Here is a 23,329-nt window from a genome sequence, read left to right as displayed (position 1 = left end):
AATCTATGACGGAGGTATACTGCGGGCCTGCCGTTGCGCCTGATATGCTGAGAAGCGCGTGGAATCTCGACTTCACAGCGATCGCTCTTTCGCTTTCCTTGGCTTTCACATTTCATCGCACCGGACACTCCTCGAGAAACCTGCCGTTCTGGTCAGGTCTTTTTCTCTTCGTCATCCTGTTCATGTCTCCGTTCTGCGCGCTGACCGTGGCGCTTTTCTCCGCTCGAACCGCACATCATGTGGTGCTGATCAGTATTGTTGCTCCACTTCTTGCCCTGAGTTTCCCGGCGGGTGAACGCACGCGTCGGCACGTGCCTCTGGCTTTGCTCGTCACGCTGCATGCCGGCATCCTCTGGTTATGGCATGCTCCGGCCGTTTACGATGTCGCGATCCGCAGCGCACTCCCTTATTGGTTGATGCAACTGAGCCTTCTCGGCAGCGCTTTCGTCATGTGGCGCCGCATCCTGGCCCCGCAGGTTGACACGGGGTTGGCAATCCTCGCGCTCCTCGCGACGGTCGTTCAGATGGGAATGCTCGGCGCGTTGCTTACCTTCGCGCGGGCGCCGCTCTATGCGGCACATCTCACGACAACATTCGCCTTCGGCCTGTCGCCACGCGCGGATCAGCAATTGGCAGGGCTCATCATGTGGGTTCCCGCCGCACTGCCCTACATGCTCGCCGCGGCTCTCATGCTCTTTGCTCGCTTCGAGCGGTCGACGCAGGTAGGGCGCTGATGATCTGGTTGAAGTCGGTTCATATAGCGGCAATCGCGATCTGGAGCGCCGTGATGATCTGCCTGCCGAGCCTTTATATGCAGCGTGCGCGTGTCCCTAACAAGGCGTCGCTGCACGGGCTCCAGGCCATGGTGCGCTTTCTCTACGTCACTATTGCTTCGCCTGGCGCCTTCATCGCCATCGCCACGGGTACGGTGCTCATCTTCCTTCGTCGGTCGTTCGAGCCCTGGTTCTCGTTGAAGCTCGCTTTCGTCGGCGCGCTCGTAGTGCTCCACATCCTCAATGGTCTCGTGATCCTTCGCCTGTTCGACGCGGGCAATAGCTATCCTGTCTGGCGCTTCCTCGCGGTAACGGGGCTGACCTTGCTCGTGGTCGCCGTCATCCTTGCCATAGTCCTCGCCAAGCCCGCCATCCCGGATTTCTTTCCTCACGCTTTGGCCGAGGCCGGCGCTCTTCGCCGGATGGTCGAGGTCCTCAATCCTTTTCGGAAATGATGAGCCCGACGCCGTGATCGAAGACCAGCTTGCCACCATGCCATCCAGCCAGCCCGGTGAAGACGCTCGCCAAGAGCGAGAGCATCAGACCATGTGGCAGCACGGCGGCTTCGTCGGCGAGACGAAGGCCCCAGTTCATTCCTGCGATCGCTATCAGCATCATGCCGGCGATGGCGTGGGTCCAACTTGCCACGCGGATACGAATGCCGCGCACGAGGAGCAGTTCGGCGGTGCCGATGAGGCCTGCGCCGGCACCTGCAATAAAGGCGAGGCCCGCCGACCACAGACCGGCGCGCAACCAGAAGGAATCGGCGCTCCACCAGTACAGGACATCGCAGCCCAACGTCGCTATGACGAAAGCGATCGGGAAATGGACGCTCATCGCGTGAAGTGGGTGGCCAGCGACCGCCACGGCGGATTCGACAGGCTCTTTCGCCACCTTCCGGATAACGGGGTTATGAGTGCCGGGGTTGGTCTCGCTCATGAACAGCCTCGCATTTCAAGACAAAGCTCGCAGGCGGCGCGCAGGTTCCCATTTTTCGCCAGGCTTGCCCCGCTGCTTTGTCTCTCAGGCTGCTCTGGTCCTTTCTCTGCGCTCGAGCCGGAAGGGCCTTCGGCGCGTGGCGCCGCGACGCTCTGGTGGATCATGCTCAGTTCGAGCGCGGTGATCTTCGCGGCGGTTTGGTTCGTTCTCATCTTGGCGCTGCTGCGGCCGGGCGTTTTGCGGCGTTTCGGCGCGCGGCGGACAATTCTTTGGGGCGGGCTCATCGTCCCGGCGTTCATCCTGACGATCCTGGTGGTGGCAGCCCTTGTGCTGGGCGAGCGACTGCTCGCGCTTCCCCGGGACGACATGCCGGCACGCATCGAGGTTGTGGCGCGCCAATGGTCGTGGGAGTTCCGCTATCCTGATGGGACTGTGGGCGAAGGCTTGTTGCGTATGCCAGCCGGGCAAGACGTGGATTTCGTCGTAACCAGCGAGGACGTGATCCATTCCTTCTGGATTCCAAGGCTTGGCGGCAAGATCGACGCCATTCCCGGCCATCAGAACATAATTCGGCTGCGAGCTGACAGGCCTGGCATTTTTCGGGGCATTTGCGCGGAATATTGCGGCAGCGGTCACGCGGCGATGCCTTTCACTGTCGAAGTCTATGAACTGCTCCCAAACGCGTTGCCGGGATCGGCAGGAAACGGATCATGAAAGACGTGCCAGAAAGATCCAATCCGCTTCGGCTGCACCGGGATCTGGCAGCAATCTGGGACACCCCACCGGGCTTGGGGCGCCTTTCGGCTGTCAACCACACGGTCCTGGGACGGCGCTTCATCATTGCGGCCTTCGTGTTCTTTGCCATCGGTGGCCTGCTCGCGATGCTGATCCGCGTGCAACTCGCGACCTCGGCGGCTGCATTTGTCGGACCAGAGGTATATAGGCAGTTCTTCACCATGCATGGCACGGTGATGATGTTTCTGTTCGCGATCCCGATGTTTGAGGGTTTCGCAATCTACTTGCTTCCCAAGATACTCGGAGCGCGTGACCTCGCTTTTCCGCGCCTGTCCGCTTACGGATTCTGGTGCTATATATTCGGCGGGGCGATTTTGATCTGTGCGCTGCTGGTAGGCGTCGCTCCTGACAGCGGCTGGTTCATGTACACGCCGTTATCTTCTTCGACCTATACGCCTGGGATCAACGCCGACATCTGGCTCTTAGGCATCACCTTCGTTGAGATCTCGGCACTATCGGCGGCGATCGAGATCATCGTCTCGATTTTGAAGTTGCGCGCGCCGGGGATGAGCCTCGAGCGGATGCCGATCATGGCCTGGTATCTCCTCATCACGGCGCTGATGATGCTGTTCGGGTTCCCACCGCTCATCCTTGGCTCGATCCTGCTGGAACTGGAGCGTGCGTTTGACCTGCCGTTCTTCGATCCGGCACGCGGTGGCGATCCCCTCCTCTGGCAGCACCTGTTCTGGCTGTTCGGGCACCCCGAAGTCTACATCATCTTTCTGCCCGCAATGGGTGCGGTGTCGATGATGATCCCGACCTTTGCGCGCCATGAGCTGGTCGGCTACCGCGCCATCGTCGTCGCGGTGGTCGCGGTTGCTTTCTTGTCCGTCGGTCTGTGGGTTCACCACATGTTCACAGTGGGTATTCCGCATCTCGCGCTTGCCTTCTTTTCCGCCGCGAGCGGGTTGGTCGCGGTGCCGACGGCCGTACAGATCTTTGCATGGGTTGCGACGCTCGCGGAGGGCCGCCGGATCCGCTTCGACGTTCCGGTGCTTTATCTCGGCGGCTTCCTGGCCATCTTCGTCATCGGTGGCCTGACAGGCGTGATGCTCGCCATGGTGCCATTCAACTGGCAGGCCCATGACACCCATTTCGTGGTCGCACATCTGCATTATGTGCTGGTTGGCGGCTTCGTCTTCCCCATGATGGCAGCGACATACTACTGGCTGCCGCATTTCACAGGCCGCATGAGCGATCATAAGCTTTCGGTGCCAGCTTTTTGGCTGATCTTCATGGGCTTCAATCTCACCTTCTTTTTGATGCATCTGACCGGCCTTCGCGGCATGCCGCGAAGGCTGGATGCCTACCCACCCGAGATCGGCTGGGATTGGCTTAACCTCCTCTCTTCCATTGGCGGCTTCATCATGGCAGCGGGCTTCGCGCTGTTCGTCGTCGACCTGATCGTGCAGGTCCGTTTCGGTACGAGGTTTCGCCGCAATCCCTGGCAGGCACGAACGGCGGAATGGGCCATGGCGACGCCCCCACCTTCCTATGCTTTCGCTTCGCTCCCGCGGATCAACGACCGCGCCGACAGGCTCGATCCCAGGCACCTCGGCGCCGAACTTGCCGGAGGCAGAGGCTATCTCGGCTCCACACGCAACGGCTGGATGGAAACGCTGGGTGTCGAGCTCGGTTCAGGTCGCATCGAATCCGTCATCGTTTTGCCGAGGCAAAGCTACAGGCCGCTGATCAGTGGTCTTCTGACCTGCGGCTTCGTGCTGTGTCTCCTCTTCAAGATTTATCCCGCTTCTCTGGTTTTCATCGTCTTATGCGTTGCTTCCTTTCTGACTTGGTCGCAGGGCATCGGTCTGAGAAGCGATGCTTTGGATATCCCCATCGGCAAGGGCGAGTACGCGCCCACCCACTGGCAAACGGCGCAGCCGCCATCATGGTGGGCCATGATCTTCACCATCGCAGCCGATGCGACGCTGTTCGGATCGCTCCTCTTCGGCGGGCTGTTTCTCTGGCTTGTTGCGCCCGGATGGCCACCGGCCGACGCAGCTTCCATCGACGTCATGCCCGCGCTCGCGGCTGCGGCTACTTTGGTCGCGGGCGCTGCCAGCGCGCAGGTGGCTGTCCGCCGCCTCCGTGCAGCGGCGTCCCCTGCGGCGTCCCTCATCCTCGCCTTTGCGGCGGATCTTATGGGTGCCCTCGCCTTCGCGTGGATGGCCTCGCTCGTCCCTGATCCAACGGATCACGCACAGAGGGCCTTTCTCTTTGTTCTGCTCGTCTATGCCGGCCTACGCGCCAGCCTGAGCGCGGTTCTCGCGGCATTTGGTCTTTGGCGATGGCACGCGGGATATGTTTCGCACGCCCGTAGCCTCGACCTGCGGATTGGGACTGCGTGGCACGCCTACGCTGCAATTTCGGGGCTTCTTGCGTTGGCGGCAGCCTGGCTCTTCGGAATGCCCATCGGACCGATGGAGCCAGGATCATGAGCGGGCGAGCTATTCTGATGCTTGGAGCCGGCTTTACCCTATGGGCGATGACCTTCGTTGCGCTCTACGCCATGCTGTCGCTCGGCTGCCGCTTGGGCTGGGATCACATCGAACTTGCATACGGCATAACGCTGCAACGCGCGCAGCTCATCGCAATTTTCGTTCTCGGACTGATCGCTTGTGTTGTCCTCGCCCTGCGGATTAACAGCCCCAGTGAGGCTTCCATGCTGCGCACTGCCGCAAGATGGTCGGCACAGGCTGCCACTGCTGCTGTCATCTTAGTGTTTGCGCCGGTTTTCGCATTGTCGACGTGCTATTGACGTCCACTAGCTCGCGAGCTGACGCCACATGCAGGTGCCGCCTCGGGCTCATCTAAGGCTCACCGCCGCCTGCGTGGCAATGTTCTCGGCAAGCGCCGATCGCCAACGAGCCAGAAGGATGGCCGCGATGCGCGGCGGTTGAGAGGTCACTTGTAGTCGCTCCTGGTTGATCACAGATGGCGCTGGCGCTTCAGGACGATCACGAAGAACACGCCGCCGATGGCCGCCGTCATCACGCCAAGCGGCAACTCGCGCGGGGCCATGAGCCAGCGCGACGCGGCGTCGACCCAAACGGCGAAGATAGCCCCCATGAGCCCCGCGATCGGCACGGTACGCCGCATCCGCGCGCCGACCGCCCAGCGCGCGCAATGGGGAATGATGAGGCCAATGAAACCGACCGCGCCCGCGGCGGCGACGAAGACACCCGTCATGAGCGCGGTAGCTGCGAACATTTCGAGCCGGAGGCTTTTCACGCTGATGCCGAGCGTATGTGCGCCTTCGTCACCGAGAGACAGCGCGTCGAGATCGCGCGCTCTGCGCATAACCCAGACGGCGCCAAGAACAAGCGCGATGAAAGGTCCCCCCAGAATGTTCCAGCGCGCATTGCCAAAGCTGCCCATCATCCAGAAGATCGCGCCCTCGGCGCCGCGGTCGCTCGCATGAAAGATGAGGACATTGGTCGCCGCCATCAGCACGAAATGGACGGCGACACCGGTGAGGACCAGACGCTCGGTGCCGAACCCGCCGCTTTCCCGCGCCAGAAGGAATACCGCAGCCATCGAGGCGAGCGCACCCATGAAGGCGGCAAGTGGCAAGGTAAGGGCTCCGAGAAAGGCGCCTGTATAAAGAATAACGGCGACGGCACCGACCGCAGCGCCCGACGACACCCCGAAAAGATAGGGATCAGCGAGCGGGTTGCGGGTGATGCTCTGTAGCACCGCCCCAACGATACCGAGCCCGGCACCGACCATGGCGCCGAGTAGCGCCCGTGGAATGCGCAGATCAAGAATGATGTGTTCCTGTCCACGCGTCCAGTTTGCGGCTTCTCCAGTCGGCCGCAAAGCCTCTCGCACGATAGCGAGCGCTTTCTCCGGCGGAATGGAAACTGACCCGATGCCCACCGTCAATATGGTGGAGAGGATAGCCGCCGCACTGAGGCCCACGATCAGCGGAATAAGCGGATCGGTGCGCTGCGCCGCCGGCTCGGCGCCCGTCGCGGACATGTCCATCATCGTTCAGTCGTCGAAGAGTTCGGGATGGACCGCGCGGGCCAGGCGCTCGAGCGCCTGAACGTTGCGCGTCGAGGGCGAGCGCTCCTGATAGGACATAACGAAGAAGTTCCGGTTTTTTACTGCGCTGACATTACGCAATGCAGGAGCAGACGTCAGATAAGCGATGCTTTGCTCGGGCGGGATGCGTGGATTTGAGATCACGATCCACTCCGGATCCCGCTCGACCACTGCGTCCCAGCTCACGGGAACATAGGAGTCCTTGATATCGTCAAAGATATTCTCGCCACCCGCGAGATTGAAGAGGTGACGCGGCATACCCTCTGCTCCGATGGAGCGCGGCGGCGTGTCGCTGTTGCAGTCGCCGCAATACATGATGCGCGGCCGCCGCTCAGCCTTGGCCGTGCGCTCCGTCACCGCCGCGACGCGCTTGCGGAAATCCGCCACCATTGCTTCGGCTTTATCCTCGACGTTGAAGATGCGGCCGAGCGCCAGGACATCAGCATACATGGTGTCCATCGAGACGGGAGGCCTCGGTCCGATGCGAATGCAGCTCTCATAGAGCACGTAGGTCTTCACTCCGAGGTCGGCCAGCTTTTGCGGAGTGACGCCCGTGGCCTCGCTGAAACCATATTGCCAGCCGGCGAAGTAGAAATCGGCGTCCTGGCCGAGAATGGCTTCCATCGTCGGATAGCGTTCGGAAAACTGCGGCCTTGCAGCGAGTGCGCCTTCAGGATCGTCAACGCCCTTCTTCACGCCGCCGATACCTGCAACGCCGACGAAACGGTCGATAAGGCCCATGTCGAGCACCGTCTGAACCATGTTGAAATCGTTGACAACTGGCCGTTTCGGCGGCGCGTCGAAGGTCACCTTGTCAAAACAGGACTGGACTTCGACCGGATAGGCAAAGGAGGGTGCGTGCGAGAGGGCGAGGACGCCGATGGCGGCCATGCCGGCAAGCCACCGCATCGTTTTGAATGACAGTATCATAGGACGGATCCTGACGTCTGGAGCGGAAGGTGAAAGCTCAATCGTGGGTGGCCTGTACGCGGATCACGATCCCGCTCCACGTCTACACCGTAGACAGCGCCGATCAGCACGGGATCCAGCACCGTCTCGGGAGGCCCGATCCGGCGAATGCGCCCCTGGTCGAGCAGGCACAGGCGATCACACCAGCGCGCCGCGATGTTGAGATCATGCAACGTTGCGATGACGGTGATGTTCTGGCTGCGTGCCACCTCGAGCACCATCAGTTGATGGCGAATATCGAGGTGATTCGTCGGCTCATCGAGAATAAGGATGGAAGGCTGCTGCGCTAGCGCGCGGGCAAAAAGCACGCGCTGCTTCTCGCCACCCGAGAGAGGCGCGAAGGAACGCTGCCGCCACGCCAGCATGTCAACGGCCGTGAGCGCTCGTTCGATTGCGTCGTCGTCATCGGCGCGTTCATGTTTCGGCAACCGGCGGTGCGGAAGACGCCCAAGCGCCACCACTTCCTCTATGGTCAGCCCGAGGCTCGCCTCCGCATGCTGAGCGAGTACGGCAACTTCGCATGCCCGCTTGGTCGCATCCAGCGTGAAGAGATCCTGGCCGTTCAGGCATACTTGGCCGCTGTCAGGCCGATGCCAGGCATACAGGCAACGCAGGAGCGTGGATTTGCCGCTGCCGTTTGGTCCAATAATGCCAAAGCGCTCGCCGGGAGCGAGCGACAGCATGATGCCATCTAGGAGCTTGCGTTGGGCGATCGAGAAATTGAGGTCCGTGACCGTCAGCTTTGCCGCGTCGGTCCGGACACGCTCGCGCGCAGCCATGGGCTCGCGTGCCGTGAACCCGTGTGTCGGATGATCTATCGAAGACATGGATCAGTCATTCGCGCAGGAATGACGATTGCGCCGCGCACGCGCCAATGGTGATCGCGCCCATGCCTTGGGCATGGCTATTGGATGAGCCACGAAACCTCCTCCTCCGTCCCACCGACGGATTGGCAATGTCGTGCTGGCCGGTCTCCTGGCTTGCGGTTCTTGCTTAGGGCGCCTTCCCAGCCAGTCGAGGCCAGTGGCGTCTTGCCCTTTGCTACCGCTCACAGTTGCGGGGGCAGCTACGGCTTCGCGTTTGAACCAGAGGTTGCGACGCTCACCGTATTCCCGTTTCACCCCGCCGAGGCGGGGCACCAACACACATGCCTTGTAGTACAGACGCACCATGACCGCAACACGCCACCGCCACAATTTATGTAATGTGATAACGTTTCAATTGCCATTGGCTACACCACGCTTCGCAAAGGGTCAATGAGATCCCACCTCGCTAGCCGCGTATCATCGAGGGGCGGTTGTGCAACAGATATGTCGAGGCTGTTGGCGGCCACAGCGGTTCTCGACGCCCGACATGTTTGGCGAGCAGGCCTCGGGCGGTCACCGCGCCCGGCTCGTCACCTCGCGATCGTGGGCATCTCGTCAAGGCTGTCGCTGGCGTCGGCGTATCGCTCACCTATATTGAGGCTCGGCCGCCAAGCGATCCAAAATGTCTCAGCCGCTGGGCTGCATCTCGTCGTCAATTGAAAGGACTAGAACTGAATGGATTTCTCTTGGATCACGGATCCAACGACCTTGGTGGCACTCGTGACGCTCGTTGTGATGGAGGTGGTGCTCGGCATCGACAACCTCATCTTCATTTCAATTCTCACCAATAAGCTGCCCGAGCATCAGCGGTCGCGAGCCCGCCGGATCGGGATCGGCCTGGCGTTGTTCCTCCGGCTTGGGCTGCTCGGCACGATCGCAATCATTGTGACCCTGACGCAGCCTGTCTTCGCAATTTTCGGGCACGCATTTTCGTGGCGCGACATTATTCTCATCGCGGGCGGGCTCTTTCTCGTCTGGAAAGCGACGAAGGAGATTCACCACAATGTCGATCCGACGCCGAGTGGCGACATATTCGATACTGCCAAAGCCACGATGACGTTTGGATCTGCGATCGTGCAGATCCTGCTGCTCGATCTTGTCTTCTCGCTGGACAGCATCATCACAGCCGTTGGAATGACCGATATCGTCATGATCATGGTCATTGCGGTGATCGTCGCAGTGACGGTCATGCTCCTGGCAGCCAATCCTCTAGCGACATTCATCCATGATAATCCGACCGTCGTCATGCTCGCGCTGGGATTCCTTCTGATGATCGGGATGACGTTGATTGCGGAGGGCTTCGGTGCGCATGTCCCGAAGGGCTACATCTACGCGGCTATGGCGTTTTCAGGTCTAATCGAAGGCTTGAACATGCTTTCCCGCCGCGCCGCGCGTCGCAAAGCAAGGTCTGACACCTCGGCAGAGCGATAACGGGCCGGTAGCTGGAGGCCGCTGGCCGATCAGGAGCGCGGATGTCAATCCAGACCACGCCGCGTGAGACGGCCGCCAAGGACAAGCCATGCTCGCTTGGATGGCCGACGCCCCGGTCCACGTCGGACGGCAGCCATCCGAGCCGCGCGGCGCCGCGGCTCATCGCTGAAAAACACCTGCCTGCCTGCCATCGGCTTTATGAACCGGCACAATTCGTTGGATGTAACCCGCCAGACCAGGAGCACATGCTGGCTTTGCTGACGAAGGATCGCTGCTAGTGTATGCAAGTTACGCGTTTCATCCTCTTCCAGCGATGCTGCCCGAGGTAGCGACCCGAGAAGTCGGGGTCGAGTTCACGCGAATCTCCCCGAGAAGCGCGGCCCTTGCCTTGGCCAAGGCGTTTTCCGGAGAGGTCATGGAGGAAGATCCCTACGCCTTTTCTGTTCACACGGAGACGTTTGGGAGACTTCGCGTCGAATTGGATGTCCGCCATGTGCACGCGAGGCGCGCGGACAATCCGTGGCCCTGGTTACATCCCTGGATAACGCGGTCACTCGGAAGGCTGCTATCGCCATTCGTGCCGCGGGAACTTGTCACGGACCCCTTGCCCACCGCCAAGCTACCCGAAATCGACCGAGCCGTGCGTATCTTGCACCAGGCGGGTGCTGGCGGTCACGGTTTCACGCCCTTCGGCGGGCTCGGACTTCACTTCAACGTCGTGCCGCGGTGCCTAGATGCGAAGTCCGTCCTCAGTCTGCTCCAGGCATTTCTCACCCTTGAACCTGACTTGCGGCACGCCCATGGCTACTCATGTCCGCAAGCAGCCTTCGCTCCACCCCGCTTCCCGCCGGCCTACGTGCGGCGGGTTCTCGCGCCGGAATACGCTCCCACCCTCCGGACATTGTGCGACGATTACGTCGAAGCGAATCCCACGCGGAAACGCGCGCTTGATCTTCTGCCCCTGCTCCTTCACCTCTTCCCCTGCGATGTTGCCGGCCGCATCTATGGCAAGGTTGCGCCCCGTCCCGCGCTACATTACCGCCTGCCTTTGGCATACGTGGGGCGCGGGGGGTGGAGCATCGCCGATGCCTGGAACCTTTGGATAGAAGTTGAAAAGCTGGCGCAAAACCCTGATCGCCTGGGTCGGTTCGCAACGGCAAGGCTCGCGGATCCAGACCTGCGGCCGATTATGTAGCCTCTGACGGCGGCCATCTAGCTCGTCCCTCGGTGGACAACGTCAGATGAGCTGGTCTCGGGTGCCTGCACCGGTCCATCGGCCCCGGCGAGTGGCCCAGATGAGCTGGCGGAAGGCCTATGGGCCTGCCGATCCGCTTGGGGATCGGGTCGAACCCAGCAAGAACGACCAGGATAGGGCAAGTCGTGACTTGTCGGCTCGGATCGAAAAGGGCGCCCCCTGACGGAGAACACTATTTCAGCGGCAAGAACAGGTCCGCAGTCGCCTCATGCTCCGGCACCTCCGGGAAGAAGCTCAACCGTTAGCAATAGATCGAGAAATCGCGTGCTTCTTCGCCGCTGACCGGAAGCCAGTCGCGATAGAGGAACAGCGCGGCAGGCTCCAGATTGTCGGTGTTGCCAACGACCCGCAGAACCGCACAGCGTCCACCAGGGATTTCGCCTGCTTTGATCCGGGCTCCACTGGCTTCGATCGGCTGGTCGGTCGCGATACAGAGGTCCACGCCAAGTCGGTAGAGGATGTGGGACGCCGCTCGGAACGCCACACATTGAATGTCGGGTTGGTCTTGGGATGGAGGCCGGCCGCTTTGCGCCATGCGATAAACCGCTGGATTGTGGCACCAAGTGTCGCCGGATTACCCCGGTGCTCCATCATCACCACGCGGGTGGTGGGTACGTCCCGAATCGCCACCCGCTCAGTGGTGAAAGTCTTCTACGCCCCGGGCTCGGCATGCAGCAGGAACCATGCCTCCAAGGTGGTCCCCACAAGATCCGATACGAATGAGCATAGGCGCAGAACCCCGCCGGAGTATTTGCCGCGGATTCTCAGACATCGGGGCTTAGAGATGCCGGGGACCGAGCCCCGATATAGCGCTCCTCGCAGGTCGGATATCCCGGCGCCAGCGCCTGTCCAACTGAGCGGAGCCGTCAACACGGACGAGAAAAAACAAAAACCCCGGTGCGTAGCACCGGGGCTTCCTAAACTCAGAGAGTTCAGACGGGATCAGAAATCGCGCTGGAAGCGGATACGACCCTGCCACTGATCTTCGGAGCCCTTCAGACCAACGGGTGTCGCCCAGTTACGCTTGGCATCATACTTGGCGTAGAGCACTTCCACACCGATATCCATCGCCTTCACCGGCGACCAGATCAAAGCCGAAGCTGCCTGGAAGACCTTGAAGTCGCGATAGACACCGCCAGCGACGACCTGACCTGGATAGTCGACCGCCGTGTAGCTGCCCCAGAGGGTCGAACGCAGGCTAGGAGTCCAGTAGTGCAGGAAAGCACCGAGGACGTTCCAACCCTTGGTCAGCTTGATGCCACCGGTGGCATAAGGATCATTGGCCACCGCAGCGTAGGTCGGAATGACATAGTCAGAGACCGGCAGGTAACCAGCAAGTCCGCCAACTTGGGGCGAACCAGTCACGCCGAGGTAGCTCAGCGCGCCTTCAGCATAAGCAGCCTCCAACCAGAGCTGATCGCCAGCGGCGAGCATCGGCAGGTTGATCTTCACGCCGGCCTGAACGGCGTAGCCATACTTGTTGTCAACGCGGCTGGTACCGACGAAATTGCCGTAGTTGTAATCAAGAAGGCCTGAGTTCAACTGACGAACAACACCCGACAACTGGGCAGAACCCCAACCCTGATCAACACGCAGTACGCCGACGACGTCGGGCATGCGCTGACCAGCGCTGTCATAGACATTATAATAGCCACGAGGAGTGGCCACGCCCCCGGCGATCGCACGCTGGTTGCGATCTTCGATCGAGATTGTCGCCGAGAAGCCTGAACCGAAGGTCGCGGTGTAGGCGAGAAGCTGGGTAGCGCCCTGGTCGGAGCCAGGCAGAACGCCGTTGGCCGTGCCCCAGTTCAGCGACTCAGCATAGAAGTCGAAGAACGACTGCGCGACACCGGCCGTGAAGCCCGCAAACTGGATGAAGGCCTTATCCAAGTTCGAGTTCGTGACGCTGTTCTGCGGACCAGCATAGGTTGCGCGGTACACACCGGAGTCACGCGTCAGCTGGAAGCGGAAGAACGCACGGACCGTGCCCCACTCGGAGGACGTGCGAGCATCGACGTCGAGCTGACCACGGCCACGGAAGCCGGTGGCGTCACGATAACGACCCTCGCCGGCGCCGTTGTTCAGCGGCTCCTGGTACTGGAACTCGGCACGAACACGACCACCGATCTTGATGCAGGTGTCGCTGCCGGGAATGTAGAAGAAGCCCGCGCCGTGGACCGAGCAAACGCGAACATAGTCAACCGGCGCAGCCTTCGTCATGGGAAGATCTGCGGCTTGAGCCCCGGCAACCGCGGCGAAGCCTGCAGCGCTACCGAGTAGAAGGCTCTTAACGAGCTTCATTCTGACCTCCAAAAAATCGAGACCCATTGGGAGCAGGCTTTATTTGCCCTTTTCCCCGTTTTCTGAGCCATCCTCTGATCACTTGCCCGATGAGCTCGTGCCAGCGGTTTAGCCCGTGACGCGTAACGGGTGCCCCCGACGCATCACTACCATGCTAGACACTTTGGATCTGTTCAAGCACGCGCTTATCGTGGAGCACTGTTTGGGACTGGGTGTTGCAAAAATGACGAAGTCTGCAGGTCGCCGTTAACGATCTGATAAGGTTTACGCTTTCGAGCTGCGCTCGCGTTTGGCCTTGTGCATGCCATCAGAAACCCGATCGCTTAGCAGGGATTTCCGAAACCGCTGTAGTGCGTCATTCACATGGAGAAGCGCGTTCAGCGGCAATGCTGGCGCCTCAATCGATTCCCCCGTAAAATTTATAACGGTGATTCCGCGGTCACGCAGATCACCGAGCACGTGAACGGCCTCTTCGACCGATTCTGAAAGGTCCGCGATGGTTGGAATGAATAGCGTAGCGATCGCACCGCTTTCAGCCATCTCGAGGACGCGTGCGCGAAGAGGCCGAGCCTTCCCTCGGGTTTCGAGAAGGATAGCAACGATCTCGAATCGTCTTGCATTCGGTGGGAGCGACTCGCGAAGGCGTGTTTCCTGAGACCGCGCGGGAACGCCCACCTGTCGTTTTGCGTAAATTGCTGCTCGTTGCGTCATCTGATAACGGCCCACCCCAGTCGGTAGCGTGAATAGTACATGGAAGTCGCTTCGCTCGCGTCCCCTCTTGTTGGCTATGTCTGCTCAGACCCCGATTGGTCTTTCCCGGGCTTCAGACAATGGCAAGCGCTTCGATCCTTCGGCGTGCCGACGGAGAGCATTTGGAGCGATGACCTTAGCGTGACAGGGGCTTCCCACCCGGGCCTCGACGATTGCCTTGCTCATCTAAGGCCAAACGACACTCTGGTGCTGTACGACCTGCGCGCCGTGGCGGGGAGCTTGGATGACCTCGAGCAATTTCTTGAGGGGCTCGCGACGCGCAACGCTGAGCTCCGACTGGCTGCAGACCCAGCTGCCAACATCGATTTTCTCCAAGGGAACGGCTTGGTGACCGCCCTCCTCGCACTCGTGCGGCTTCAGCGTGCAATCAACTCCGGCCGGACAAAGCAGGGACTGCACGCCGCACGTGCCAACGGCAAGGTCGGAGGCCGGCCTAGAAAGCTCACCGACGATGAGCTGCGCCATGCCGTTCAGCGTCTCCGAAACGAAAAGATGGCGCTGGCTGAGATCTGCATGCAGCTTGGAATCAACCGTACCACTCTCTACAGACGACTCGGCACGCGACGAGATTTTTTCTGACACCCTGTCATCAGAGGGATGAAGTCCAACGGTCGTACACACGCAAGTCGTGACGACGCTGACCGCCGCGGCTAGCAAGTTCTTCAAGGCGCTCGCCGTTCACTCCGGCGTTCATGGTCACGGGCGGAGCAAGACCACTCACGGATTACCTGTCCGGTGTCGACGATCGATCTACGCGGGTTTTCGACATGATGAGCGCTGCTTTACTCGATGAAGCTTGCGAGCGCGCGGGTGCCGCGAGAATATGCGGACAATGACGTCATCATGAAACTCGTGGCATAAAACGTGGGAGGCAGATAACCGGGTTCAACAGGATGCTCAACCTAGTGCGTCTGCACAGAAGCCTCGAACTCATCGATCTGCCGCCGAAGCCCAGCCAAAAGATCTTGGAGTTCGCGGTCCCGCAGAGGGCCCGGACCAATTTTCTTAAGGTCCCTTTGGATCTTGGCGATACGGACCGCGGTGCAGTCTCTTAGGCTCCACAGATCCTCGAGCAAAGTCGCAATACCCGGATCACCGACATAGGCAGTGATCTTGAAGCCTTTTTCAAGCTCGATCTCGATGTTGGCCCCGTCAGCCCGGACATCCGGATAGTCCCCCATAAACACCTCCCCCGCAGTCATCGATCGGCGCCGCCCGCGTGCCTGACCCCCTATGAGACATGACGCTCCACCTCGAATTGTATGGTTCTACCGAACGTTAACCAATTTGGCAAACGGCACCGCATGGATATCCCGCCAAAGGTACGACGCTCCTGTACCTGATACTGTGTATCTACGAACTTTCAGACCCTCCGCCTGGAACAGCGGCGGAGCCAAGGCGCTCACGATAGGCTCCAGCTCCTAGGCCCGAGCCTTACGATGCGCATCGATGGAAATGGATTTTAGGCCTCAGCCCCGGGATGCGCTCAGCGTTGTCGGAACAGATTCCACCGTCATCGGTTTGGCCGGTGGAGCCTTTAGAAAAGTGGGGGGAATGACCTATGGTAGCAAACGAGAGAGCGAGGGAAGTCAGCCGTATTCGTGAGGCGGACCGCGCGTGACGGACAGCGAAGTAGCCCCTGAAAAACATCACGGAAGCCGGTCGCCGGAGTTCATCTCGGGCGGCGGTGAAATGGGCGCACTGATGCGGGCGCGCGACTGGTCGTCAACGCCTTTCGGGCCGATCGACACGTGGCCGCAAAGCCTGCGTTCAGCCGTCAGCATCTGCCTCGGTACCAACTTCCCGATCGCAATCTATTGGGGGGCGGAACTGGCGCTCCTCTACAATGATGCATGGAGTTCAATTCCGGGAGAAAAGCACCCTTCGGCTCTCGGCCGACCGGGTCGCGAAGTGTGGCCGGAGATCTGGGACACGATCGGTCCGCTCTACGAGACGGTGCAGAGCACCGGCGAAGGAGTCTGGCAGCAAGATCAGCTTCTGCCGATGCACCGCCACGGCTACACTGAAGAATGCTACTTCAATTTCACTTTTAGCCCCATACGTGGCGAGGACGGGCGCGTCGAAGGCATTTTCAATGCGGTGGTCGAGACCACCTTCCGTGTCATTGGCGAGCGCCGCGAGCGTACGTTGCGGGAACTCGCAGAGCGCATCGCGACGGCCCGGTCCGAGGATGATGTCTTCGCTGTAGCGGCAGAAATGTTTGCTGCCAAACCCGCGGACGTACCGTTCTGTCTTCTTTACCGGTATGATGCGGACAGTGGTGAGGTGCGCCTCACCGGTGCCTCAGGACTAGAGCCTGGCTCTCCAGCTTCCCCCCAACACGTCGACATCGATGCTGAAGATGCTCCCTGGCCGTTCGCGAACGTGGCTCGCGGCGATCAGGCTGAACTTGTGGAGCATCTTTCGACGCGCTTTGGCTCTGGGATGCCGGGCGGTCCCTGGGCCGAGCCAACCGACAAAGCATTGGTGGTGGCGCTCAGCGTGGGCGCGCAACCCCAAAGCTTGGCCGGCTTCCTTGTTGCCGGTGTGAGCGCCCGGCGAAAACTCGATCAAGACTACCGTGCATTTATCGAGCGCGCTGCGCTCCACGTCGCGACTGCTCTCGGCAACGCGCGCGCCTATGAGGAGGAGCGGCGAAGGTCCGAGGCGCTGGCAGAAATCGATCGGGCCAAGACGACATTCTTCTCGAACATAAGCCATGAATTCCGGACGCCACTCGCTTTGATGCTCGGCCCTCTGGAAGAGGCGATTGCCCGAGATGATGTGCCGGCGAGCGCTAAGGAGCAGTTGGAAGTCGTACATCGCAACGGTGGCCGGCTCTTGCGCCTCGTCAACAGCCTTCTGGATTTTTCGCGAATTGAAGCCGGGCGTGTGACGGCTCGCTATCAGCCGACCGATCTTGGTCAATTCAGCGCTGAGATCGCGTCGAGCTTCCGCTCTGCGATTGAAAAGGCTGGCTTGGCGCTTGAACTTCGTTGCCCTACTCTCCCACAGTCCGTCTTTGTCGATCGCGACATGTGGGAGAAGGTGCTGCTGAACCTCCTTTCCAATGCGTTCAAATTCACATTGGAGGGACGTATCGCAGTTGAGGTGGCACTCGCCGCCGATGGTCGCGCCGCCGTTATCGAAGTTCGCGATACTGGCACAGGTATCCCTTCTCACGAGCTGCCGAGGCTCTTCGAAAGGTTCCATCGCGTAGAAGGCGCACGAGGTCGAAGCTTCGAGGGAAGCGGCATCGGATTAGCGCTCGTTCAGGAACTCGTGCGTCTGCATGGGGGGACAATACGAGCCTCGAGCGAACTCGACCGGGGCACGGTATTCACAATCACGCTTCCTCTAGGCTCCGACCATCTCCCAGCCGATCGAGTGGACAACCGCAGCGCTGACACTCCCGTCGCAACCCGCGCGCTGGAATATGTCGAGGAGGCACTCAGATGGCTTCCGGATCCCGACCTGGAGCGCGCAGGTCGCGTCGATTTGTCCGAAGGCTCGACGAGCGGGACATCTGCCTCCGGCACTGGGAAGCGCATCGTCCTTGCTGACGACAACGCGGACATGCGCGGTTATGTGAAGCGCCTTCTCGCTTCGGAAGGCTACACGGTACAGGCCGTCGAGGACGGAGAGGCTGCGTTAGCCGCGGTCCGACAGACTCGGCCAGATCTTATCCTAAGCGACGTCATGATGCCGAAGCTGGATGGCTTCGGGCTTGTGTCTGCGCTTCGAGGCGATCCCGCATTGGCGGATATCCCCATCGTTCTGCTTTCGGCACGCGCCGGCGAAGAAGCGCAGCTCGAGGGCCTCGGGGCGGGGGCTGACGACTACCTCGTGAAGCCCTTCGCAGCTCGCGAGCTTGTGGCCCGGGTCAACGGCAACATCCATATGGCCGAACTACGCCGCGACCTGACGCAGGCATTACGGGAAAGCGAGGCCCGCTTTCGCAACATGGCCGATCATGCACCCGTCATGATGTGGGTCACCGATGACCAGGCGAACTGCACCTACCTGAACAGCCGCTGGTACGAATTCACCGGGCAGCAGGAACAGGAGGCGCTTGGCCAGGGCTGGCTCAATGCGGTCCATCCTGATGATCGTGTCTGGTCGGGAGAGAGATTCCTGGCTGCCAACGCGCGTCAAGAAGGGTTTCGCCTGGAATATCGGCTGCGGCGCTCGGATGGACACTACAGATGGGCTATCGATGCCGCATCGCCGCGCTTTGCCGAAGATGGGCGCTTTCTTGGCTATATCGGTTCAGTCATCGAGATCGAAGAGCGCAAAGAAACCGAGCTCGCGCTGCGGGAGCAGACGGAGGCCCTTAAGGCGCTTAATCGGGCCGCCGCGGCAATTTCGGGGAATCTCGATCTGGAGCAGATCGTCCAGATCGTGACGGACGCCTGCGTCGAGGTCTCGGGTGCCGAGTTCGGGGCGTTCTTCTATAACGTCGTCAACGATGCGGGTGAGAGCTACATGCTCTATACGCTCTCTGGAGCGCCGCGCTCGGCTTTCGAAAAATTCCCGATGCCCCGCAACACGGCGGTTTTCGCTCCCACCTTTGAGGGCACGGGGATCGTTCGTTCGGACGACATACTAAAAGACCCGCGCTATGGACATTCCGCTCCCTACCACGGCATGCCAAAGGGACATCTGCCGGTCCGGAGCTACCTTGCCGTGCCGGTTAGCTCTCGGACTGGCGAGGTCATCGGCGGGCTGTTTTTCGGACATTCGAAACCCGGTGTGTTCACCGCGCTCGCCGAAGAGCGTCTCGTCGGGCTTGCTGCCCAGGCCGCGGTCGCGATGGACAACGCCCGTCTCTTTCAGGAGCGGGTCCGGGCCGAGGAACAGCTCCAGTCCCTTAATGCCAGCCTTGAAGCACGCGTGGCGACTGAGGTGGCAGAACGCGCGAAAGCAGAAGATGCTTTGCGACAGGCCCAGAAGATGGAAGCCGTGGGTCAGCTCACCGGTGGGATCGCCCATGACTTCAACAATCTGCTGACGGTCATCATTGGCGGCCTCGACACCATCAGGCGGTCCAAGCCGGAAGATGGGGCGCGTGTGCGACGCGCCGCGGATATGGCTCTTCAGGGCGCCCAGCGAGCCGCTGGCCTGACCGGTCGCCTGCTCGCCTTTTCGCGGCGTCAACCCCTCGCACCGCGCGCGATCGATCTCAACAACCTCGTTCGAAACATGACCGAGCTCCTTCATCGCACGCTCGGCGAGCAAGTCGAGCTCGAGGGCGTCCTCGCCCCGCGCTTATGGACCATCGAAGCTGACCAGAACCAGCTGGAAAGCGCGATCATCAATCTCGCCGTCAACGCGCGAGACGCCATGCCGGGCGGAGGTAAGCTCACGATTGAAACGGCCAATACGTTTCTCGACGATCGTTATGTGGAGACCGACGCTGAGGTGATCCCAGGACAATACGTCGCCCTCTGCGTAAGCGACACGGGGGAAGGAATGCCCAAGGATGTCCTGGAGCGCGTCTTCGAGCCGTTTTACACGACGAAAGAGGTGGGACGCGGTACGGGACTCGGGCTCAGCATGGTCTATGGCTTCGTCAAGCAGTCCGGCGGCCATGTGACGATCTATAGCGAGGTTGGCCAGGGCACGAGCGTGAAGATGTATTTCCCACGGCATCACGGCACGGGCGAAGCGGACGAGGCAGCGGACTATGTGGTGCCCCAAAGCAGCGACGGCGAAGTCATACTCGTTGTCGAAGACAATCAGGACGTCCGCGCTTATAGTGTCTCCATCCTCAGCGAAATGGGATACAACGTGCTTGAGGCTGAGGACGCGGACGCTGCCCTTGCGATCGTCAGCACAGATCAGCGCATCGACCTCCTGTTTACAGACGTCGTTCTGCCAGGAAGAAGCGGAAAGGTCCTTGCTGACGAGGCGCTCAAGCTGCGCCCGGAATTGAAGGTGCTGTTCACGACGGGTTATTCCCGGAATGCCATAGTGCACCATGGCCGCCTGGACCCAGGGGTCGAACTCCTCTCGAAGCCCTTCACCTTCGAGCAGCTTGCGGCTCGCATTCGCGATTTGCTCGACCTGCCCCCGCGCACCCGCTAGCGGCGCCGGTTCAGCCTCTCGCGCGGAGCACCTCGGTCAGCACAGCCTGCAGTTCCTGCAACTGGAACGGTTTCGCGAGAACCGGTGCACCACCGAACTCCGCCGGAAGACTAAGCGATCCGTACCCAGTGCAGAATACGAACGGGACGTCTTTGCCTTTTAGCGCCCGCGCAATGGGGTCCGTTTGCTTGCCATTGAGATTGACATCGAGGATTGCGACGTCGAAATCGACCGTTACAATCTTCGCTTCGGCCTCATTCAGCGTTGAGGCGACGCCCGCGACCAGGCAGTCGAGATCCGATAGACTGTCTTCCAGCATCATCGCGACCAGCGCTTCGTCTTCGACGAGGAGGACCCGTGTGCCAGCTAAAGTCGAGCCCGCCATTTTCTTGACTCCGCAGATCGCCTCGCGCAGTTCTGGCATGTTCCTTAAGCCGCAGAAAGGTGCGGCGTGCAGAATCTCCTGCTGACGCGCGCAATGCATGCGCGGGAACCCCTCTTCGTAGTCCGGCGTCGATGAGATGTCCTGCCGGTGTGAAAGGATAGGTGCTTTCTTGTTCGTGGCAGCAGCATGATCGAGAGCGATAGCGGTGATCATTACGCGAAGAAGATGGCAAGCGCTGATGCGCCATCATGATGCATCGCCAAAGAATGCATCCGGGGCAGCTCTCGGCATCACGTGCGCTGAAGCCCTCGCCTTGGTCGGGTCGATCATGCTGTGGAAACCCTGGCGCTCGTGATCCGGCCCTTCTGGTCCATCCGCACAGCAGAAAAATGCCGACTTACATTTAAATGCGCGAGTTGAGACCAGATAATTCATTTATTATCCAGTATAGAAATTTATAGACTAAAATTATTTCCCTGCAGCTCGATGACTCATTCTAGCGTCCGGTTGAAACGTTGCCAAAGATCCTCGATTCCTCGCAGCGCGTTGTTGAGGTTAGCATCTCTTACCACCACCTGATGCAATAAAGAGGCTGCTTCATTTTGCAAGTCATGGAACCCGGGCCGGTTCGGGCGAACATATGCAGACTCTGCGCTCCTGAGCGTGTTCTCAAAAAAGCCGTTTGTGAGCTGGTTGGCCGATCGGCTAAGCCAAGCCTCGCGTCGTGCCGGTTGCCCTCCCATGGAGACATAAAGGGTTGATTGAATTGACTCCGAAGTGAGCCAGCACAGGTGCATAGCAGCTTCTTCGATGTGTCGGCACCGGCTCGAGATGCCAATTCCGGCTCCTCCCAGAATGGCTCCGTTGCAGCCATTTGGCCCGACGATCGGATCCTCAAATCGCAATCGATAGCGACCGTAACCGGCCAGACCATAGCTGGAGTAGCCGTAGGTCAGGGGGACATAGGCAATCTCGTCTGTCGTTGCCATCCTGTTGAGCAGAGCTACTGGATATGTGTCGAAGCAGGATGGATCGAGATGGCGAGCAAGGGCCCGGAGTTTTTCAAGGGCATCAGACGCAACGTGCGGATCCACAGCAGCGCCATCTGCTCGGCGGAAGGGTGTATCGCCGGCATTCGCGCATAAGGTCAGGAAGGCGCCCCAAACTCCTGTAGGTCGCATCGGCATGGCAACACGCCCTGTCTCGCGGGCTAGGCCGACCACTCCATTCCAGGTCGACGGGCGCCCTACTCCGAGTTCCGCCAGGAGGTCTGGCCTCAACGCAGAGACATGCGTCGCAACATCGAGCGGAATTGCCGCAAGCCCGTCTGGCGTCTGAAACGATGAGAACGCCGGTCCAACGGTCGCAACCTGCCGCTCGATGATGAGTTCAGGAGACAAGACGGCTTCGAGTGGCAAGACCCATTTCTTTTCAATCGCCTCGCCGGCAAACGGATAGTCGAAGACAAAGAAGTCGTATTCGTCCAGATAGCGCTCGAGGGGCTCTTCGCCGAACGACCACAGGGACCGGGCGTCCCACGTTATCTGTTGATCTGGATGGAAATCTTCCCAAACCCGTCCGAGACCTGCAAGCGGCGCAAAGCCTCGGGTATGCGCCCAGGTTAGACCACGCAGATGGGTCATTGCCTGCCCACCCGTCTGGCACGAACAGCAGAAATGGTTGCTTTGAGGTATCCAATCGTAAACGCGCGGGCGGCGAACCCGCCCATTGGATGGTGATAAGGGGTCTTCTTGACCGACAGCTCCGTCCGCCACTCGATGTCCATCTCGATCTGCGGCACGTGGCCGGGGATCATGACACCATTGAATCCGACCTCGTCCAGCGCTTCAATCAGCTCGATTGGGTCGTAATCGGCATCGTCGACAAAGCTCTCGGTAAAGGCCGGGATCGTGCCGCGCGTGGCTTGGAAGTGCACGTAGAGCAGCTTCCCAAGCGGGCCATAATGGCGGATAGCGTCAACGAGATCGGCGCCCATCGCACCCCAGTTGCCGAGGCAGAAGGTCAGTCCATGCGCATCACTCGGCTGGATCGAAAGAGCGCGATCGATGTTGGCGCGCGAGCGCATCAGGCAGGGCAATCCTCCCAGCCGCTCAACCGGCGGGTCGTTGGGATGGATCGCGAGTTTCACGCCCTCCGCCTCGGCCGCAGGCAACACACGCCGGATGAAGTACTCGTAATTATCCCAGAACTCCTCTTCCTCGTACTCCCTGTCAGCAATCAAGGGGGCATTACGCATCATCTCGTAATCAAAGGCTGTTGCCTTAGCACCTCCGCGTATTGGATTCGAATAGCTCGATCGCCATACGCCGTTAATCATCCAGTTGTAGCCAAGAACCGGAATTCCAGCACGGCCGACCGCCTGAATGATGCGCTTATACGATTCGATCTGCTCGTCCCGCCCATCTTTGCCGAGGACGATCTTGTCATAGAAATGGGCCGACACGCTCTCCACGGCAAAAACCTTCAGACCGTGAGCTTCGCAGCGCGTGCGCACACTCAAGAGCTCTTTGAAACTGATGGCCTCCGGTGTGGGGAACGTCGTTGCCCACAGAATGGTGTCGTCAATTCCGAGCTGCTTCATGAAGCGCAGGCGATCCTCGGTCGGAGGCCAGAAAGTCGCCATTGCAGTTCGCATCGGCAGCTCGGTCCAAGCATGACGGGGCGGATATTTTTCAAGGGCGGTCAT

The 23,329-nt window shown here is 60.3% G+C and carries 20 protein-coding genes, 1 pseudogene and 1 riboswitch; of the genes and pseudogenes, 10 read left to right on the top strand and 11 right to left on the bottom strand.

The genetic code is table 11. From position 1 onward, the window contains the following. Positions 1 to 5: 5 nt before the first annotated feature. Positions 6 to 734 carry a cytochrome c oxidase assembly protein gene (locus KIO76_RS24900; protein WP_213326263.1) on the top strand — a complete coding sequence of 243 codons (729 nt, stop codon included), beginning with the start codon at positions 6 to 8 and terminating at the stop codon, positions 732 to 734. Further along, positions 734 to 1,228 carry a CopD family protein gene (locus KIO76_RS24895; RefSeq protein WP_249730031.1) on the top strand — a complete coding sequence of 165 codons (495 nt, stop codon included), beginning with the start codon at positions 734 to 736 and terminating at the stop codon, positions 1,226 to 1,228. Before KIO76_RS24900 ends, KIO76_RS24895 begins: the two co-directional genes overlap by 1 nt. Here KIO76_RS24895 and KIO76_RS24890 read toward each other — a convergent pair. Continuing rightward, on the bottom strand, positions 1,209 to 1,712 hold the full coding sequence (locus KIO76_RS24890; protein WP_213326262.1) for a DUF2231 domain-containing protein: 504 nt from the start codon (positions 1,710 to 1,712) through the stop codon (positions 1,209 to 1,211). The two genes, KIO76_RS24895 and KIO76_RS24890, sit on opposite strands and share 20 nt — an antisense overlap. A gap of 72 nt (positions 1,713 to 1,784) precedes the next feature. On the opposite strand from KIO76_RS24890, the gene coxB reads away from it, so the two are divergent. Genes coxB through KIO76_RS24875 form a run of 3 tightly spaced genes read left to right on the top strand, consistent with a single transcriptional unit; the run spans position 1,785 to position 5,268 of the window. Next, positions 1,785 to 2,426, top strand: coding sequence for a cytochrome c oxidase subunit II (gene coxB, locus KIO76_RS24885; RefSeq protein WP_283771552.1), 642 nt, complete (start codon positions 1,785 to 1,787; stop codon positions 2,424 to 2,426). Continuing rightward, positions 2,423 to 4,948 (top strand): cytochrome c oxidase subunit I, encoded by a 2,526-nt coding sequence (gene ctaD / locus KIO76_RS24880; protein ID WP_213326260.1) that lies wholly within the window; start codon positions 2,423 to 2,425, stop codon positions 4,946 to 4,948. Before coxB ends, ctaD begins: the two co-directional genes overlap by 4 nt. Continuing rightward, positions 4,945 to 5,268, top strand: coding sequence for a hypothetical protein (locus KIO76_RS24875; RefSeq protein ID WP_213326259.1), 324 nt, complete (start codon positions 4,945 to 4,947; stop codon positions 5,266 to 5,268). The genes ctaD and KIO76_RS24875 overlap by 4 nt, the downstream gene beginning before the upstream one ends. Before the next feature lie 170 nt (positions 5,269 to 5,438). Here KIO76_RS24875 and KIO76_RS24870 read toward each other — a convergent pair whose 3' ends face one another. The 3 genes from KIO76_RS24870 to KIO76_RS24860 are packed head-to-tail and all read right to left on the bottom strand — an operon-like array spanning position 5,439 to position 8,353. After that, positions 5,439 to 6,491 carry a FecCD family ABC transporter permease gene (locus KIO76_RS24870; RefSeq protein ID WP_213326258.1) on the bottom strand — a complete coding sequence of 351 codons (1,053 nt, stop codon included), beginning with the start codon at positions 6,489 to 6,491 and terminating at the stop codon, positions 5,439 to 5,441. A 12-nt stretch (positions 6,492 to 6,503) separates the two neighbouring features. Beyond that, positions 6,504 to 7,487: an ABC transporter substrate-binding protein gene (locus tag KIO76_RS24865; RefSeq protein WP_213326257.1), complete on the bottom strand. Its 984-nt coding sequence runs from the start codon at positions 7,485 to 7,487 to the stop codon at positions 6,504 to 6,506. Further along, complete coding sequence (locus KIO76_RS24860; RefSeq protein WP_213326256.1) at positions 7,484 to 8,353, bottom strand: ABC transporter ATP-binding protein; 870 nt, start codon at positions 8,351 to 8,353, stop codon at positions 7,484 to 7,486. Before KIO76_RS24860 ends, KIO76_RS24865 begins: the two co-directional genes overlap by 4 nt. Positions 8,354 to 8,474: 121 nt before the next feature. Beyond that, a riboswitch (cobalamin riboswitch) is annotated at positions 8,475 to 8,683 on the bottom strand. 384 nt (positions 8,684 to 9,067) lie between these two features. Here KIO76_RS24860 and KIO76_RS24855 point away from each other — a divergent pair. The 3 genes from KIO76_RS24855 to KIO76_RS24845 are packed head-to-tail and all read left to right on the top strand — an operon-like array spanning position 9,068 to position 11,018. After that, positions 9,068 to 9,823, top strand: coding sequence for a TerC family protein (locus KIO76_RS24855; protein ID WP_213326255.1), 756 nt, complete (start codon positions 9,068 to 9,070; stop codon positions 9,821 to 9,823). A 41-nt stretch (positions 9,824 to 9,864) separates the two neighbouring features. Continuing rightward, positions 9,865 to 10,101, top strand: coding sequence for a hypothetical protein (locus KIO76_RS24850; protein WP_213326254.1), 237 nt, complete (start codon positions 9,865 to 9,867; stop codon positions 10,099 to 10,101). Between the two features lie 35 nt (positions 10,102 to 10,136). After that, positions 10,137 to 11,018, top strand: coding sequence for an amidoligase family protein (locus KIO76_RS24845; RefSeq protein WP_213327100.1), 882 nt, complete (start codon positions 10,137 to 10,139; stop codon positions 11,016 to 11,018). A gap of 232 nt (positions 11,019 to 11,250) precedes the next feature. Here KIO76_RS24845 and KIO76_RS24840 read toward each other — a convergent pair. The 3 genes and pseudogenes from KIO76_RS24840 to KIO76_RS31830 all read right to left on the bottom strand — a co-directional run. Further along, a pseudogene (locus KIO76_RS24840) lies at positions 11,251 to 11,729 on the bottom strand (AraC family transcriptional regulator); the annotation flags it as partial. Positions 11,730 to 12,020: 291 nt separating this feature from the next. After that, positions 12,021 to 13,379, bottom strand: a complete 1,359-nt coding sequence (locus tag KIO76_RS24835; protein ID WP_213326253.1) for a porin — start codon at positions 13,377 to 13,379, stop codon at positions 12,021 to 12,023. Positions 13,380 to 13,643: 264 nt separating this feature from the next. Then, positions 13,644 to 14,090, bottom strand: coding sequence for a recombinase family protein (locus tag KIO76_RS31830; RefSeq protein WP_213326252.1), 447 nt, complete (start codon positions 14,088 to 14,090; stop codon positions 13,644 to 13,646). A gap of 39 nt (positions 14,091 to 14,129) precedes the next feature. On the opposite strand from KIO76_RS31830, the gene KIO76_RS24825 reads away from it, so the two are divergent. After that, complete coding sequence (locus tag KIO76_RS24825; protein ID WP_213326251.1) at positions 14,130 to 14,729, top strand: recombinase family protein; 600 nt, start codon at positions 14,130 to 14,132, stop codon at positions 14,727 to 14,729. Positions 14,730 to 15,052: 323 nt separating this feature from the next. Here the strand turns inward: KIO76_RS24825 and KIO76_RS24820 are convergent, their stop codons facing one another. Then, complete coding sequence (locus tag KIO76_RS24820) at positions 15,053 to 15,331, bottom strand: hypothetical protein (RefSeq protein ID WP_213326250.1); 279 nt, start codon at positions 15,329 to 15,331, stop codon at positions 15,053 to 15,055. A gap of 436 nt (positions 15,332 to 15,767) precedes the next feature. Here KIO76_RS24820 and KIO76_RS24815 point away from each other — a divergent pair, with 436 nt between their 5' ends. Continuing rightward, on the top strand, positions 15,768 to 20,237 hold the full coding sequence (locus tag KIO76_RS24815) for an ATP-binding protein (protein ID WP_213326249.1): 4,470 nt from the start codon (positions 15,768 to 15,770) through the stop codon (positions 20,235 to 20,237). Between the two features lie 10 nt (positions 20,238 to 20,247). Here the strand turns inward: KIO76_RS24815 and KIO76_RS31195 are convergent, their stop codons facing one another. The 3 genes from KIO76_RS31195 to KIO76_RS24800 form a co-directional block, all read right to left on the bottom strand. Then, positions 20,248 to 20,835, bottom strand: coding sequence for a response regulator (locus tag KIO76_RS31195; RefSeq protein ID WP_249730029.1), 588 nt, complete (start codon positions 20,833 to 20,835; stop codon positions 20,248 to 20,250). Positions 20,836 to 21,113: 278 nt separating this feature from the next. Continuing rightward, on the bottom strand, positions 21,114 to 22,265 hold the full coding sequence (locus tag KIO76_RS24805) for an extracellular solute-binding protein (RefSeq protein WP_213326248.1): 1,152 nt from the start codon (positions 22,263 to 22,265) through the stop codon (positions 21,114 to 21,116). Beyond that, positions 22,262 to 23,329 carry a mannonate dehydratase gene (locus KIO76_RS24800; protein WP_213326247.1) on the bottom strand — a complete coding sequence of 356 codons (1,068 nt, stop codon included), beginning with the start codon at positions 23,327 to 23,329 and terminating at the stop codon, positions 22,262 to 22,264. Before KIO76_RS24800 ends, KIO76_RS24805 begins: the two co-directional genes overlap by 4 nt.

The organism is Chelatococcus sp. YT9 (genome assembly GCF_018398315.1).
Lineage (GTDB): Bacteria > Pseudomonadota > Alphaproteobacteria > Rhizobiales > Beijerinckiaceae > Chelatococcus.
This window is presented reverse-complemented; position numbering and strand designations above follow the sequence as displayed.

Coding starts and splice junctions, on each gene's coding strand:
- KIO76_RS24900 (WP_213326263.1), top strand. CDS start 6: ATGACGGAGGTATACTGCGGGCCTGCCGTTGCGCCTGATATGCTGAGA.
- KIO76_RS24895 (WP_249730031.1), top strand. CDS start 734: ATGATCTGGTTGAAGTCGGTTCATATAGCGGCAATCGCGATCTGGAGC.
- KIO76_RS24890 (WP_213326262.1), bottom strand. CDS start 1,712: ATGAGCGAGACCAACCCCGGCACTCATAACCCCGTTATCCGGAAGGTG.
- ctaD (WP_213326260.1), top strand. CDS start 2,423: ATGAAAGACGTGCCAGAAAGATCCAATCCGCTTCGGCTGCACCGGGAT.
- KIO76_RS24875 (WP_213326259.1), top strand. CDS start 4,945: ATGAGCGGGCGAGCTATTCTGATGCTTGGAGCCGGCTTTACCCTATGG.
- KIO76_RS24870 (WP_213326258.1), bottom strand. CDS start 6,491: ATGTCCGCGACGGGCGCCGAGCCGGCGGCGCAGCGCACCGATCCGCTT.
- KIO76_RS24865 (WP_213326257.1), bottom strand. CDS start 7,487: ATGATACTGTCATTCAAAACGATGCGGTGGCTTGCCGGCATGGCCGCC.
- KIO76_RS24860 (WP_213326256.1), bottom strand. CDS start 8,353: ATGTCTTCGATAGATCATCCGACACACGGGTTCACGGCACGCGAGCCC.
- KIO76_RS24855 (WP_213326255.1), top strand. CDS start 9,068: ATGGATTTCTCTTGGATCACGGATCCAACGACCTTGGTGGCACTCGTG.
- KIO76_RS24850 (WP_213326254.1), top strand. CDS start 9,865: ATGTCAATCCAGACCACGCCGCGTGAGACGGCCGCCAAGGACAAGCCA.
- KIO76_RS24845 (WP_213327100.1), top strand. CDS start 10,137: ATGCTGCCCGAGGTAGCGACCCGAGAAGTCGGGGTCGAGTTCACGCGA.
- KIO76_RS24835 (WP_213326253.1), bottom strand. CDS start 13,379: ATGAAGCTCGTTAAGAGCCTTCTACTCGGTAGCGCTGCAGGCTTCGCC.
- KIO76_RS31830 (WP_213326252.1), bottom strand. CDS start 14,090: ATGACGCAACGAGCAGCAATTTACGCAAAACGACAGGTGGGCGTTCCC.
- KIO76_RS24825 (WP_213326251.1), top strand. CDS start 14,130: ATGGAAGTCGCTTCGCTCGCGTCCCCTCTTGTTGGCTATGTCTGCTCA.
- KIO76_RS24820 (WP_213326250.1), bottom strand. CDS start 15,331: ATGGGGGACTATCCGGATGTCCGGGCTGACGGGGCCAACATCGAGATC.
- KIO76_RS31195 (WP_249730029.1), bottom strand. CDS start 20,835: ATGATCACCGCTATCGCTCTCGATCATGCTGCTGCCACGAACAAGAAA.
- KIO76_RS24805 (WP_213326248.1), bottom strand. CDS start 22,265: ATGACCCATCTGCGTGGTCTAACCTGGGCGCATACCCGAGGCTTTGCG.
- KIO76_RS24800 (WP_213326247.1), bottom strand. CDS start 23,329: ATGACCGCCCTTGAAAAATATCCGCCCCGTCATGCTTGGACCGAGCTG.